Here is a 13,797-nt window from a genome sequence, read left to right as displayed (position 1 = left end):
TTCTGCTCCTCCCGCCGGTTCACCTGCCCGACGAACGGGCCGGCCCGGGACCGACAGCGGCCGCGTGGCAGGCGCCGAACCCTTCGGCGCGGGCGACGATCCGGCCGCCTTCGACGCGGACGGCCGCTTCGGTGGCGTCGCTGACCGCGGTGACGCCGGCGGCCGCCGCCAGGGCCCCGCTCGCGTCGCAGACGAGCCGCAGCCGGGGACGGGCGGGCGGGCTGATCGCCTGGTCGAGGCAGCCGCGCAGGTCGGCGACGGCGAGGCGGGCCAGTGCCGCGAGTTCGCCGGGGTCGCTGGTGACGAGCACGGCGGTGACGTCGGCGCCGGTGCGGACGGCTTCTTCGAAGGCCGCGGCGCGGTGCAGGCCGAGGACGGTGACGACGCCGTCGCCGGGCTGGCTCGCCTCCCCGGTGAGGAGGTCCACGGCCGGCGGCGGCTGCCAGGGGTCGTCGGCGGCGCGGGCCTGGGTGGTGATCGGCGGTTCCGCCGGCCAGTCGTCGCGCAGGCCGAGGTCGAGCAGCGCGGCGCAGGCGGTGACGATGTGGAACGGCTCGCCGAAGCCGGGTGCGGCGGCCGCGAGCTGGCTCGCGCCGTGCAACGTCGTGAGGGCGGCTTCGGCGACCCGGACGAGCCGCCGTCCCGGGCAGGCGCGTTCGAGGGCGAGCCCGAGCAGGATGGCGTTCACGCGCATGAGCTGCGCGAACGGCCGCCGGGTGTGCTCGTCGGCGAGGACTTCGGGCAGCAGGTCGCGGGCGAGGCGGGCGTCTTCGCCCTCGCTGTCGGTGGCCAGGGGCAGGCGGGCGACCCAGGCGCGGGCGAACGCGGCCAGGACGTCGGGTGCGCTCGGGTCCGCGGGCGGGGTGGCGGGGCGGGGTGCGCGTTCGGCGAGGTCGGCCAGGACGGCGAAGTACAGGGCGCGCTTGCCGGGGAAGTTGGAGTAGACCGCGCCGCGGGTGAGCTCGGCGCGGTCGGCGATGACGTCGATCTTGGCGTCGCGGAAGCCGCGGTGGGCGAACTCGTCCCGGGCGGCGGTCAGCACCCTGGCGCGGTTGCGTTCCTGGGTTTCCGCCCTGCTGAGCCTGACCATCGTCCTCCTTGCCGCGGCGTCGCGGATCAAGATACCGTGACCACTGAGATGATAATAACATCTGTTGTGAACATCTGGAGTGGTGGATGACCCCCGAAATCGATCTCACGGACCTCGCGGTCCTCACCGACCCGTTCACCGCCTACGACCAGGCGCGCGAGGTGAGCGCGGTGGCCAAGCTGGTCATCCCCGGGTTCGGCCCGTTCTGGGCGCTGACCCGCTACGCCGAAGCCCGCGCGATGCTGGCCGATCCGCGCTTCGAGGTCCGGGCCGAAAGCTTCCTGCGCCCGCCCGGCATCCCCGACCACTGCCTCGCGTACCTGAAGACCATGGCCGAGCAGGACGGGCCCGAGCACCTGCGGCTGCGGCGGCTGGTCGCCCCGGCGTTCACCCCGAAACGCGCCGCCCAGCTGCGGCCGCGCCTGGCCGCCGTCACCGAGGGGCTGCTCGACGTCCTGCCCGCGCACGCCGAGGACGGCGTCGTGGACCTGGTCGCGCACTTCGCGCGACCGCTGCCGATGGACGTCATCTGCGAGCTGACCGGCATCCCGGAGGCCGACCGCCCACGCTGGCGCGAGTACGGCGCCGCGGTCGCGAGCGGAGTCGGACCGGACTTCGCCGCGGCCATCCCGGCGATCATCGAAGGCGCGAAGGAAGCCGTGGCGCGCAGCCGGGCTCAGCCGGGCGACGACCTCATCGGCGATCTCGTGCGCGCCCAGGACGACGACCGGCTCACCGACACCGAGCTGGTCACCCTGGTCTGGCACCTGGTGCTGGCCGGGCAGACCCCGGTGAACCTGATCGCCAACGCCGTCGAGGCGCTGCTGCGGCACCAGGATCAGCTGGACCTGCTGCGCGCGGAGCCCGGACGGTGGCCGGGGGCGGTCGAGGAGCTGATGCGTTTCTGCAGCCCGCAGCTGCTGACCACGCCGAGGTTCGCGCGTGAGGACGTCGAGATCGACGGCGAGCTCATCCGCGCGGGTGAGCGGGTGACCGCGGCGATGGTGGCCGCCGACCGCGATCCGCGGGCCTTCGACGGCGCCGATCGCCTGGACGTCACCCGCACCGGGCCGGCCCAGCTGGGGTTCTCGCACGGCCCGCACTTCTGCCTGGGCGCGTCGATCGCGCGGGTGGAGACCGAGGTGGCGCTGTCGCTGCTCTTCGCGCGCTTCCCGGACCTGGCCCTGGCCGGTGACGTGCCGCGCGCGCCCGACGGCGGGACCTGGCGGCCCGCGCGGCTACTGCTGGCGCTTTGAGACGAGCACTTCGATGCCGTCCAGGAGGCGGGCGAGGCCGAAGCGGAAGGTGTAGCCCGGGTTCTCCGCGGCGTTGTGGGCCTCGCCCGCAGCCGTGCCGACCCGGGAGGAGATCGGGTGGTGCGCCGCGCCGGCGGCCGGGATGCCGGCCAGCACCGGCGCGGCGCGCTCCCACCACTGCGCGTCGGTCAGGCCGGTCGTGCGGACCAGCCGGGCGTTGTCGACCGAGCTGCGCGCGGTGGTCCGGACGAGCCCGGTGATCAGGCCGACCACGGCGTCCATCTCGACGTCGTCGAGGCCGATGCCCTCGACCGCGCGCAGCTCGTTTTCGTACTTGGCGAAGCTGTGCGGGCCGAGTGGCGAGCGGCTGGTGGTGACCTGGAGCAGCCACGGGTGGCGGTGGAAGAGGTGCCACTGCGCTTCGGCGACGGCGGTCAGCGCCGCACGCCAGTCCAGGCCCGGCTCGGGGGCGCGGAGCTCGCCGTGGACGTGGTCGATCATCAGGTCGACCAGCTCGGCGCGGCCGGGTACGTAGGTGTAGAGCGACATGGCGGAGACGCCCAGGAGCTCGGCGACGCGGCGGATGGTGACCGCCTCGATGTCGTCGGCGTCGGCCAGCGACACGGCCGCGCGGACGACATCGAGGGTCGTCAGCTTCGGTTTCGGGCCGCGGCGCGGGCGCTCCGAGACGCCCCAGAGCAGCTCGATCGCCCTGCGCGGGTCGCCTTCGTCGGTGTCCTCCGTGCTCATGCCGGTCATTGTGCCCACCCGTTCTTCGTACTTTGTACGGAGTTGTGCTAACCTCGATCTTCGTACAACGTACAGAGTAAGAGGGGGAGAATGACTTCGCAGATCCACGCCGAGGGGCTCCGCAAGCGCTACGGCGACGCGTACGCCCTCGACGGGTTCGATCTGTCCGTTCCGGCGGGCACCCTGTGCGGCCTGCTGGGGCCGAACGGCGCGGGCAAGACGACAGCGGTGCGCGTGCTGTCCACGCTGCTGCGCCACGACGGCGGCGTCGCCCGGATCGCCGGCTTCGACGTCGCCACCGAACCGGCGAAGGTGCGGTCGATGATCGGGCTGGTCGGCCAGCAGGCCGCGGTCGACGAGATCCTGTCCGGCCGGCAGAACCTCGTGCTGTTCGGCCGGCTGCACCACCTGGGCCGCCGCGAAGCCGCCCGCCGGGCCGACGACCTGCTGGAGCGCTTCGGTCTCGCCGAGACCGGGCCGAAGCCGGTGTCGGCCTACTCGGGCGGGATGCGCCGCCGTCTCGACCTGGCCGCTTCGCTGCTGGCGGCACCGCGGGTGCTGTTCCTCGACGAGCCGACGACCGGGCTGGACCCGCGCAGCCGCCTCGAGGTCTGGCGGGCGGTGCGCTCGCTGGTCGCCGACGGCACGACCGTGCTGCTCACGACCCAGTACCTGGAGGAGGCCGACCAGCTGGCCGACCGGATCTCGCTGGTCGAACACGGGCGCGTCGTCGCCGAAGGGACACCGGCGGAGCTGAAGGGCTCGCTGGGGGCGACGCGGATCGAGCTGGCGGTGACCGATCCGGCCGCGCTCGGCCCGGCGGCGGCGCTGCTGGCCCGGGTCACCGGCGCCGAGCCGGTCACCGAGGAGCTTCGGGTGAGCGCGCCGGCCGAGCCGTCGATGCTGACCGGCGTCGTGCGTGAGCTGGCGGCGTCGGAGCTGGCGTTCGCCGACGTGGCGCTGCGGCACCCGACGCTCGACGAGGTGTTCTTGGAGCTGACGGGGGTGGCGCGATGAGGTGGGCACTGGCCGACGGCTGGACGCTGACCCAGCGCTACCTGGCGCAGCTGGCGCGGCGCCCGGCCCGGCTGGCCACCGTGGTGGCGTTCCCGATCCTGATGGTGCTGATCTTCGCCTACCTGCTCGGCGGCGGGATGAGCGTGCCCGGCGGCGGCTCCTACCGGGAGTTCCTGATGCCGGGGATGTTCGCGATGACGATGGCCTTCGGGTTGTCCGGGACGATGATCGCGGTCCTGGACGACGCGGCCAAGGGGGTCACCGATCGGTTCCGGTCGTTGCCGATGTCGCCGTCGGCGGTGCTCACCGGGCGGGTGGCCGCGGACCTGGCGAACGCGGTGCTGGCGCTGGTGGTACTGCTGGGCTGCGGGTTCGCCGTGGGCTGGCGCCCGCACGGCTCGCTCGGCGAGACGCTGGCCGCGGTCGGATTGCTGCTCCTGCTGCGGACGGCGCTGGTGTGGGCGGGGATCTACCTGGGGCTGCTGACGTCGGACCCGTCGATGGTGACGCTCGCGCAGACCCTGGAGTTTCCGTTCGGGTTCCTCTCCAGCGCGTTCGTGGCGACGGCGACGATGCCGGCGTGGCTGGGAACCGTGGCGGAGTGGAACCCGTTGTCCTCGACGGTGACCGCCGCGCGGGTGCTGTTCGGCAACCCCGGCGCGGCCGGGACGTCCTGGGTGAGCGCGCACCCGGTGCTGATGGCGGTCGGCTGGCCGCTGGTGCTGCTCGCGGTCTTCGTGCCGCTGTCCGTGCGCCGATACGAGAGGCTGGGGAACTGAACGTCGACTTCACACCGGGGGAACCACCGCGGGCCGGACGGCTCGTCCTGGACGGCCGTGAGCTGTCGGTGGTGGACGGACTCGGGGAACTGCTGGGCGAGCCGGGCGGGTTCTGGGCGACCGCGGCGACGGCGGCGCTGCGGCTGGTCGCCGCGGGACGGCTGCTGCCGGGGGTGACCGCGGGCGGGTACGACGCCTGGCGCGTCGGCCCGCTGGAACCGGCCGAAGCCGCGTGGCTGCGCGACCTCGCGGCCGCGATGCCGCCGGACGAACGCGCTCCGGAGCCGCTGCTGCGGGCCTTCCTCGACGCCGTCGCCGACACGCTGCCCCGCACGCCCTCCGCGGCGAAGGCGGCCGGGACGAGGTTGTTCGCCGCGGTCACGCCGCAGCGGGCCGAGCCGCTGCGCGACTGGGCCGACGAGCTGGCCGCGGGCCTGGACTCCGGCATCCGCGTCTCGCTGCGGATCGAGGCGCCCGGCGGGTTCGACGCCGGGCGCTACCGCGCGGTGGTGCAGGTGCACAGCCTGGCCGAGCCGGGGCAGCTCGCCGACGCGGCGGAACTGTGGGAGACCGGCCGGTTCGGGCCGCGGGCGCGCATCGACGCCGTGCTGGCGTTGCGGCGGGGTGCGCAGGTCTGGCCGGCGCTGAGCCCGCTGCTGACCTCGGCGGTGCCGGACGAGCTGGCGCTGGGCGAAGACGAGGTGACCGAGCTGGTCGCGGCCGCGGCCCCGCGGCTGGCGGCCGCCGGCATCGAGGTGCACTGGCCGGCCGAGCTCGCCGGAGCGCTGACCGCGCGAGCCGTGGTCCGCTCCGGCGACGTACCGGGCGACCTGCCGTCGTTCTTCGGCGGCGGGCGCGCGCTGGAGTTCGACTGGCAGCTCGCGTTGGGCGGGGAGGTGCTGACCGAGGCGGAGCTGGACGAGCTCGCCGAGGCGCGCCGGGCGGTGGTGCGGCTGCGCGACCGGTGGGTGCTGGTCGACCCGGCGCTGGCGGCGAAGGCGCGGGAGCGGGTGCTGAAGCCGCTGACCCCGGTCGACGCGCTCGGTGCGGTGCTGACCGGGACCACCGAGTTGGACGGCGAAGCGGTCGAGGTCGTCACCGAAGGCTGGCTGGGGCAGCTGCGGGAACGGCTGTCCGCACCGCCGGAACCCGAGGTACCGCCGGCCGGGCTCGCTGCCCAGCTGCGGGACTACCAGCTGCGGGGGCTGCAGTGGCTGGCCACCGTCACGGGGCTGGGTCTCGGCGGGTGCCTGGCCGACGACATGGGCCTGGGCAAGACGGTCACGCTGATCGCGCTGCACCTGCACCGCGCTTCGGGGCCGACGCTGGTGGTGTGCCCGGCGTCGCTGCTGGGCAACTGGGAACGCGAAATCCGCCGGTTCGCGCCCGGGGTGCCGGTGCGGCGCTTCCACGGCAGCACCCGCTCGCTCGAGGAGCTCGACGGGTTCGTGCTGACGACCTACGGCACGCTGCGCACCGATCCGGCGCCGCTGGCCGGGGTGCGGTGGGGGCTGCTGGTCGCCGACGAGGCCCAGCACGTGAAGAACCACCGTTCGGGCACGGCGAAGGCGTTGCGGCTGGTGCCGGCGGCGGCGCGGGTGGCGCTGACCGGCACCCCGGTGGAGAACACGCTCTCGGAGCTGTGGGCGATCCTGGACTGGTCGGCACCGGGGCTGCTGGGGTCGCTGGCGGAGTTCCGGGAGCGCTGGGCGAAGCCGATCGAGGCCGGGGACCCGGCGGCGGCCGAGCGGCTTTCGCGGCTGCTGCGGCCGTTCCTGCTGCGGCGGCGCAAGTCCGATCCCGGGATCGCGCCGGAGCTGCCGCCGAAGACCGAGACCGACCGGCCGGTGGCGCTGAGCCCCGACCAGGTGGCGCTGTACGAGGCGGTCGTGCGGGAGCTGATGGCCGACATCGCCGCCAGCGACGGGATGGCGCGGCGCGGGCGGATCGTGAAGCTGCTGACCGCGCTCAAGCAGATCTGCAACCACCCGGCGCAGTACCTCAAGGAGCCGGGCGGCCGCTCGGGCAAGGTGGAGCTGCTCGACGAGCTGCTGGACACGATCCTCGCCGAAGGGGGCGCGGTGCTGGTGTTCACCCAGTACGTCGCCATGGCGCGGCTGCTGGAGAAGCACCTGGCCGGGCGCGGGATCGCGACGCAGCTGCTGCACGGCGGCACGCCGGTGCCCCGGCGCGAGGAGCTGGTGGCGCGGTTCCAGGAGGGTGCGGTGCCGGTGTTCCTGCTGTCGCTGAAGGCGGCCGGGACGGGGCTGAACCTGACCCGCGCCGACCACGTCGTGCACTTCGACCGCTGGTGGAACCCGGCGGTGGAGGACCAGGCGACCGACCGCGCGTACCGGATCGGGCAGACGAAACCGGTGCAGGTGCACCGGCTCGTCGCCGAGGGCACGGTCGAGGACCGGATCGCGGCGATGCTGCGGGAGAAGCGGGCACTGGCGGACGCGGTGCTGGCCGGTGGCGAGGCGGCGTTGACGGAACTGTCGGACACCGAGCTCGCGGAGCTCGTCGAACTGAGGAGCCGCGGATGACCGACGACCGGGTGCGCGGGTTCCCCGCGTTCGGGGCGGCCGGGCACCTCGCCCGTTCGTGGTGGGGACGGGCGTGGGTGCGCGCGATGGAGGACACCGCGCTGGACCTGCGGCAGCTGAAGAAGGGCCGCCGGTACGCCGCGGCCGGGCTGGTCGGGCCGATCACGGTGAGCCCGGGCCGGATCGCGGCGGTGGTCGACGACGCCGACGGCGGCCCGTACCGCACGGAGCTGCGGCTGGCCGAGCTGTCCGACGTCGACTGGACGCGGTTCTTCGACCGCGTCGCCTCGCGAGCGGGGCACCTGGCGGCGCTGCTGGACCGGGACATGCCGCACGACCTGGTCGAGGCGGCCGACGACGCCGGCGTGCACCTGCTGCCGGTGATCGGCGACCTCGACCCGGAGTGCGACTGCCCGGGCTGGGAACTGCCGTGCCGGCACGCGGCGGCGTTGTCGTTCCAGGCGTCGTGGCTGCTGGACGCGGACCCGTTCGTGCTGCTGCTGATGCGCGGGCGGGGTGAGCGGGAGATCCGGGAGGAGCTGGAGAGCCGGCTGGCGCCGGTGGTGTCCGCGGTCGCCGCGGCGGACCGGACACCGGGGCCGCTGCCGGAGCTGGACGCGTTCCGGCCCTCGGGGTCGCCGTCGATCCCGGCGGCGCCGGGGGTGCCCGCGGAGGTGTTCGCGCTGCTGGCGGCCAACGCTTCGGCGCAGGCCCGGGCGGTACTGGCGGGCGAGCCGTGGCCGGGACGGCGCCCCGACGCGGTGCGGCTGGCGGCGGAGTTCCCCGCCGTGGCGGAGCGGCTGGGCACGGGTGAAGAGTTCGACCGGGCGGTCGCGGCGTGGACCTTCGGCGGCCGGGACGGACTGGAGGTCCTGGACTCGGCGTGGACCCCGCCGAAGCCGGTGCTGGCGGCCGCGCGGGCCGCACTCGCCGACGAAGACCCGGTGTTCGAGCGCAACCACTGCACGATCGGCGCGCTCCAGCTGCGGCTGGACCGCCGCGGCCGGTGGCACCCGTACCGCCTCGACGGCGACACCTGGTGGCCCTCGGGCCCGCCGGAGCCGGATCCGGGATTGCTCACGGGCTGAAATCCACGAAATTCGCGGTATCCAGCGCACGGCCAGCTGCCTCCTGTCCGGCAACGGCGGCGTACCGCCGGGCCACTGGGGGTGCGGGCGCGCGGGCTCCTCCCCGCGCGCCCGCCCGTGCTTCCTCGGGTGCCGCGGCCGACGTCGAGCACCACCGTCAGCCCACCGGGGCGGCCTCGTAGTCCTTGACCGGCATCGAGTCGTGCATCCGCACACCGCCGGTGTTGAGCTTCGCGACCGCGCGGCTCACCCCGGCCGGCAGGGCCGAGATCAGCCGGCCGCCGGTGGTCAGCGCCCAGACCCCCGCCCGCGACGCCGGGATCAGGCTCCGGGCCGCCCCGACGGCGAAGGCGCGGCTCTTGCGGACCAGCTCGCCCATCTCCTGTTCGTAGGCGGCGAACGCGCGTTCGTGGTCGCCGCCCGCCGCGGCCAGCTCGCCGGCCAGGACGTACGCGCCGAGCACCGCCAGGCTCGTGCTGCCGCCGACCGCCGGGCCGGGGCAGTAGCCCGCGTCACCGACGAGGGTGACGCGGCCGCGTGACCAGGTGTCCAGCTGCAGCTGGGTGATCGAGTCGAAGTAGAACGGGCCCGGCCCGTCCAGTCCGGCGAGCCACTCGTCGACCTGCGGGTGCATCCCGGCGTACGCCTCGCGCAGCAGTTCTTTCTGCCGCGGGACGTCGCGGTGGTGGTAGTCGAGCTCCTCGTCGCGGCGGAACAGGAACACCGCGCGGGCGTCGTCGAGGTGGCGGGCGCTGTAGATGCCCGCGGTGCGGCCGGCGCCGAGGTGCATCACCGTCTCGCCGTCGAGGCCGAGGGTGTCCGGCAGGGACAGCACCGCCAGGTAGGCCCCGATGAACCGGGTCAGCCCGGCTTCCTCGCCGAAGACTAGGCGGCGGATGTTCGAGTGCAGTCCGTCGGCGCCGACGACGATGTCGAAGCGGCGGGGCGCGGCGTGCTCGAACGTGACGTCGCCGTCGGGGGAGAGGGCGGTGACGGAGTCGCCGAAGAGGTACTCGACGTCGTCGCGGCCGGCGTCGTAGTAGATCTCGCCGAGGTCGTCGCGCATGATCTCGACGTGCCGGTCGGAGGTGGCCTGGAAGATCTTCGACAGGTCCACCCGCGCCGGCCGGCGGACGCCTTCGCGGTGCAGGGTCATCCGGGTGGTGCCGGTCTTGAGCGCTTCCACGCGGGGCAGCACGCCCATCTTCTCGGTGATGTCCATGGCGGGCCGGAACAGGTCGACCGCGTGGCCGCCGGTCTTGCGCAGCGCCGGGGCGCGTTCGACGACGGTGACGTCGAAGCCGTGACGGCTGAGCCAATACGCCAGCACGGGGCCGGCGATGCTCGCGCCGGAGACGAGGATCCGCATGAGTACCTCCCTGACTTAACGGTAGGTAAGTTGTACCACGTTTCCTTACCTATCGTTAAGTCAGTTATGCTGGGCGGGTGCCGAAACCCTCCGACACCAAGCAGCGCATCCTGGACGTCGCCCGCGACCTGTTCACCAGCCAGGGCGTCCAGCGCACCAGCCTCCAGGACATCGCCGGCCGGCTCGGCATCACCAAACCCGCGCTCTACTACCACTTCCCGTCCCGCGACGACCTCGTGCTCAGCATCGTCCAGCCGATGCTCGACGACGGCGAAGCGTTCCTCCGCACCCAGGAAGCCCGCGGCGACGCGCCGGTGCGGGAGCTGATCGAGGGGTTCTTCGACTTCAACTACCGCCACCGCGCGGACGTGATCATGCTGCTGGCCGAGATGCCGACCCTGGCCGAGCTCGGCCTGATCGACAAGGTGCTGGGCTGGCGCACCCGGCTCACCGAACTGATCTGCGGCCCGTCCCCGACGCTCGCGCGCCAGGCCCGCGCGATCCTGGCCCTCGGCGGCCTCCAGGACGTCTGCATGCAGTTCCCCGACGCCCCCGTCGAGGAGCTCAAAGCCGCCGCGGTCGCCGGCGCCCTCGACGCGCTCGGCGGCTGATGTCGAAAACCCGGTGACGGCTCCGTCCCAGGGGCAGCAGCGGCCACCACCGGCCGCCCCGGAGACGGAGGACACCGTGGAGCAGAACGAGATCACCGAGGTGCTGAACCGGCCCTACAGCAAGGAACTGCTGGCCCGCGACATCACCCGCCTGGCCTACGTCGCCCAGGACGGCACCCCGCGGTCGGTCCCGATGGCGTTCACCTGGAACGGCGCGGAGATCGTCATGTGCACCGCGAAGAACATGCCGAAGCTGCGCTCCCTGCGGGCGAACCCGGCCGTCGCCATGACGATCGACACCGAGTCCCACCCGCCGAAGATCCTGCTGCTGCGCGGCCGCGCCGAGCTCGACGTCGTCGACGGCATCCCGCAGGAGTACCTGACGATGAACGGCAGCTACGAAATGACGCCCGAACAGCGCGTCGAGTGGGAGCGCGAGGTGCGCTCGCTCTACGACGGCATGGTCCGCATCGTCGTCACCCCCACCTGGGCGAAGCTCATCGATTTCGAGGAGACCCTCCCCAGCGCCGTCGAAGAGCTCGCCCGGCGGCGGGCCGAACGCGGCTAGCGCACGGCGGCGCGCTCGATGATCGCTCCGGTGTCGACGCCGGCCGGGAGCGTGCCGAAGGCGATGCCCCAGTCACCGCCGAAGCGGGAGGCGCAGAACGCGTCCGCGACCGCCGGGTGGCCGTGGCGCACCAGCAGCGAGCCCTGCAGGACCAGCGCCATCGACTCCACCACGCGTCGCGCGCGGTACTCGATCGCGTCCAGGTCGGTCAGCTCCTTGCGGAGCCGGTCGACGGCGGCGTCCAGCCGCGCGTCGCCGCCGGCGGCCTGCTCGACCTCGGTGAAGAACGCGGCCACCGATTCGGGCTGCTTGCCCATGGCGCGCAACGCGTCCAGCGCCGCCACGTTGCCCGAACCCTCCCAAATGGACGACAGCGGCGCCTCGCGGTAGAGCCGCGGCATGCCCGACTCCTCGACGTAACCGTTGCCGCCGAAGCATTCGAGGGCTTCGGCGGCGTGCGCCGGCGCCCGCTTGCACACCCAGTACTTCGACACCGCCAGCCCGAGCCGCCGGAACGCCTGCTCCTGCGGGTCGCCGGTCCGGTCGCCCGCCGCGGCCAGCCGCATCGCCACCGTCGTCGCGGCTTCGGACTCGATCACGAGGTCGGCCAGCACGTTGGCCATCAGCGGCTGGTCGACGAGCGCCTTGCCGAAGGCGTGCCGGTGGGTCGCGTGGTGGACCGCGCGCACGGCGCCCAGCCGCATCCCGGACGCGCTGCCCAGCGTGCAGTCGAGCCGGGTGTTGTTGACCATCTCGATGATCGTGCGGACCCCGCGGCCCTCTTCGCCGACCAGCCAGCCGACGGCGTCGTCGTACTCGATCTCCGAGGACGCGTTCGACCGGTTGCCCAGCTTGTCCTTCAGCCGCTGCAGCCGGATCGGGTTGCGCGAACCGTCGGGCAGGACGCGGGGGAGCAGGAAGCACGACAGCCCGCCCGGCGCCTGCGCCAGCGTCAGGAACATGTCCGACATCGGCGCGGAGGTGAACCACTTGTGCCCGACGAGGGTGTAGCTGCCGTCGGCGCTCGGGGTCGCGGTGGTCGTGTTGGCGCGGACGTCGGAGCCGCCCTGCTTCTCGGTCATCGACATGCCCGCGATCAGGCCGCGCTTGGTGCCCGGCTCGCGCAGCCCGAAGTCGTACTCGGTCGCGGCCAGCAGCGGCTCGTACCGCGCGGCGAGCTCGGGGTTGGCCCGCAGCGCCGGGATCGCGGCGTAGGTCATCGAAATCGGGCAGCTGTGCCCGGCCTCGGCCTGGCCCCAGACGTAGAACTTCGCCGCGCGGGCTGCGTGCACGCCTTCGCGCGGGTCCTGCCACGGCGTGCCGTGCAGGCCGTGGCCCACCGCGACGGTCATCAGGTCGTGCCAGTGCGGGTGGAATTCGACTTCGTCGATGCGGTTGCCGTAGCGGTCGTGGGTGCGCAGCACCGGCTCGTTCTCGTTGACCAGCCGGCTCCACTCCTGGACCTGCTCGCTCCCGGCCAGCCGGCCCAGCTCGTGCACCTCGGCGGCGGCCCAGCCCGCGCCCGCCCGCTCCAGCCCTTCGAGCAGCGCGGGGTCGTCCCCGGCGTCGTGGCCGGCCAGGGGTGGGACCTGGTTGGTGACCTCATGCGTGGCGGGCATCGGAACCTCCTAGAGCGCGGACGACGAACGTGCGGAGCTCGGCGACGTCACCGGCGTTACCGCTGGTCAACGGACCGATGAGAACTTCGGCGGCGGCCCCGACCAGCGCGGCGGCGGTCAGCCGGCCGTCCTGCGGCGGCAGCGCGCCCTGCTTCACCCCGGCGGCGACGTGCTCGGCGACGACCTCGGTGAACGCCCGCCGGAACTCGAGCCGCTCGGCGTCGATCAGCGCGTCGACCGGCTCGGCGAGCAGCGCGTAGGCCTGCCGGGGCGCCTTGAGCGCGCGCTGGGCGAAGGTCTCGAACACGGCCAGCACCCGCTCGGCGGGCTCACCCGGCCGCGCGGACGCGGCCCGCACGGCCTCGACCTCGCGGGTCACAACCTGCCGGAACACGTGCACGACGAGGTCGGCCTTGGTGGGGAAGTGCTTGTAGACGCTGCCGACGGCGACCCCGGCGCGCTCGGCGACGGCGGCAACGGAGCACCCGCCGTAGCCGTGCTCGGCGAGCTGCTCGGTCGCCGCGGCGACGATCGTCTCGCGCTGGGCATCCAGGCGTTCCTGCACCTTGGGGGTGCGGCGGTAGGGCACGTCAAGAAGTGAAGCACCGATTCACTGCTTCAGTCAACGCTCCGGCAGCTAGAAAAGCTGCCACCGCGCGGGGCGAGCGCAGCTCGACGACGTCCACATCGGACGTCGGCAGCGCCCGCCGCAGTTCCGGGGGTGCCGCCACCGCCAGAAGTCCCAGCGCTCACGTCCCCGGCGCAGCGCGCGCCGCGCACACCGCGCCGGCGAAGGGTTCAGCACCACCGCTGTGTCCGCCGCCAGCCGCACCTCCAGGACGTCGTACGGTCCGAGGTCGCCGTCCTCGATCCGTCGCGGCGCCGCGATCAACTCCCGTTGCCGCGTCACCCACTCCGCCCGCGCCGGCCCGACCGGCCCGGCTGCCAGAACACCGTGTCCAGCTCCAGCCCGCCCGACCGGCAGCCCGGTCACCACACCGAGCCGCCGCGCGAACAGCGGCTTGCCGGCCCCGCCGCACCCCAGCACCAGCACCCGCTCCACGCCGTCACCCTCCCGCGCGCTTGCGCTGGAGCGCACTCCAG

General features: G+C 73.7%; 13 protein-coding genes. 7 read left to right on the top strand and 6 right to left on the bottom strand.

The features are described from left to right. Window positions 1–19 precede the first annotated feature (19 nt). A complete protein-coding gene (locus ACLJQM_RS45395) occupies window positions 20–1,090 on the bottom strand; it encodes a TetR/AcrR family transcriptional regulator (RefSeq protein ID WP_410636321.1) in 1,071 nt (356 codons plus the stop codon). An 86-nt stretch (window positions 1,091–1,176) separates the two neighbouring features. On the opposite strand from ACLJQM_RS45395, the gene ACLJQM_RS45390 reads away from it, so the two are divergent. Continuing rightward, window positions 1,177–2,346 carry a cytochrome P450 family protein gene (locus ACLJQM_RS45390; RefSeq protein WP_410636320.1) on the top strand — a complete coding sequence of 390 codons (1,170 nt, stop codon included), beginning with the start codon at window positions 1,177–1,179 and terminating at the stop codon, window positions 2,344–2,346. Here ACLJQM_RS45390 and ACLJQM_RS45385 read toward each other — a convergent pair. Then, window positions 2,329–3,096, bottom strand: coding sequence for a TetR/AcrR family transcriptional regulator (locus ACLJQM_RS45385; RefSeq protein ID WP_410636319.1), 768 nt, complete (start codon window positions 3,094–3,096; stop codon window positions 2,329–2,331). The genes ACLJQM_RS45390 and ACLJQM_RS45385 overlap by 18 nt on opposite strands. 90 nt (window positions 3,097–3,186) lie before the next feature. Here ACLJQM_RS45385 and ACLJQM_RS45380 point away from each other — a divergent pair, with 90 nt between their 5' ends. The 4 genes from ACLJQM_RS45380 (at window position 3,187) to ACLJQM_RS45365 (ending at window position 8,526) form a co-directional block, all read left to right on the top strand. Beyond that, on the top strand, window positions 3,187–4,113 hold the full coding sequence (locus tag ACLJQM_RS45380; protein WP_247023336.1) for an ATP-binding cassette domain-containing protein: 927 nt from the start codon (window positions 3,187–3,189) through the stop codon (window positions 4,111–4,113). Beyond that, window positions 4,110–4,892 carry an ABC transporter permease gene (locus ACLJQM_RS45375; RefSeq protein ID WP_410636318.1) on the top strand — a complete coding sequence of 261 codons (783 nt, stop codon included), beginning with the start codon at window positions 4,110–4,112 and terminating at the stop codon, window positions 4,890–4,892. Before ACLJQM_RS45380 ends, ACLJQM_RS45375 begins: the two co-directional genes overlap by 4 nt. 71 nt (window positions 4,893–4,963) lie before the next feature. Next, on the top strand, window positions 4,964–7,438 hold the full coding sequence (locus tag ACLJQM_RS45370) for a DEAD/DEAH box helicase (protein ID WP_410636317.1): 2,475 nt from the start codon (window positions 4,964–4,966) through the stop codon (window positions 7,436–7,438). Further along, on the top strand, window positions 7,435–8,526 hold the full coding sequence (locus tag ACLJQM_RS45365) for an SWIM zinc finger family protein (RefSeq protein WP_410636316.1): 1,092 nt from the start codon (window positions 7,435–7,437) through the stop codon (window positions 8,524–8,526). The genes ACLJQM_RS45370 and ACLJQM_RS45365 overlap by 4 nt, the downstream gene beginning before the upstream one ends. Before the next feature lie 157 nt (window positions 8,527–8,683). Here ACLJQM_RS45365 and ACLJQM_RS45360 read toward each other — a convergent pair whose 3' ends face one another. Next, a complete protein-coding gene (locus tag ACLJQM_RS45360) occupies window positions 8,684–9,895 on the bottom strand; it encodes an FAD-dependent monooxygenase (protein WP_360782016.1) in 1,212 nt (403 codons plus the stop codon). Between the two features lie 77 nt (window positions 9,896–9,972). On the opposite strand from ACLJQM_RS45360, the gene ACLJQM_RS45355 reads away from it, so the two are divergent. Next, the gene (locus ACLJQM_RS45355) at window positions 9,973–10,506 is read left to right on the top strand and encodes a TetR/AcrR family transcriptional regulator (RefSeq protein WP_247023331.1); all 534 of its coding nucleotides are present in this window, start codon (window positions 9,973–9,975) and stop codon (window positions 10,504–10,506) included. Between the two features lie 76 nt (window positions 10,507–10,582). Next, window positions 10,583–11,074 (top strand): pyridoxamine 5'-phosphate oxidase family protein, encoded by a 492-nt coding sequence (locus ACLJQM_RS45350; RefSeq protein ID WP_410636362.1) that lies wholly within the window; start codon window positions 10,583–10,585, stop codon window positions 11,072–11,074. Here ACLJQM_RS45350 and ACLJQM_RS45345 read toward each other — a convergent pair. From ACLJQM_RS45345 to ACLJQM_RS45335, 3 genes are read right to left on the bottom strand one after another with little or no spacing between them, the layout of a single operon-like run. After that, window positions 11,071–12,693: an acyl-CoA dehydrogenase family protein gene (locus ACLJQM_RS45345; RefSeq protein WP_410636315.1), complete on the bottom strand. Its 1,623-nt coding sequence runs from the start codon at window positions 12,691–12,693 to the stop codon at window positions 11,071–11,073. The two genes, ACLJQM_RS45350 and ACLJQM_RS45345, sit on opposite strands and share 4 nt — an antisense overlap. Then, window positions 12,677–13,282 carry a TetR/AcrR family transcriptional regulator gene (locus tag ACLJQM_RS45340; RefSeq protein WP_247023328.1) on the bottom strand — a complete coding sequence of 202 codons (606 nt, stop codon included), beginning with the start codon at window positions 13,280–13,282 and terminating at the stop codon, window positions 12,677–12,679. Before ACLJQM_RS45340 ends, ACLJQM_RS45345 begins: the two co-directional genes overlap by 17 nt. A gap of 48 nt (window positions 13,283–13,330) precedes the next feature. Continuing rightward, window positions 13,331–13,792, bottom strand: a complete 462-nt coding sequence (locus ACLJQM_RS45335; RefSeq protein WP_410636314.1) for a hypothetical protein — start codon at window positions 13,790–13,792, stop codon at window positions 13,331–13,333. Window positions 13,793–13,797 lie beyond the last annotated feature (5 nt).

The sequence above is a fragment of the Amycolatopsis sp. cmx-4-83 genome, from assembly GCF_046548815.1.
GTDB classification, from domain to species: domain Bacteria; phylum Actinomycetota; class Actinomycetes; order Mycobacteriales; family Pseudonocardiaceae; genus Amycolatopsis; species Amycolatopsis pretoriensis_A.
Note: the sequence above shows the minus strand (reverse complement) of the source record. Positions and strands in the feature narration are given on the sequence as shown.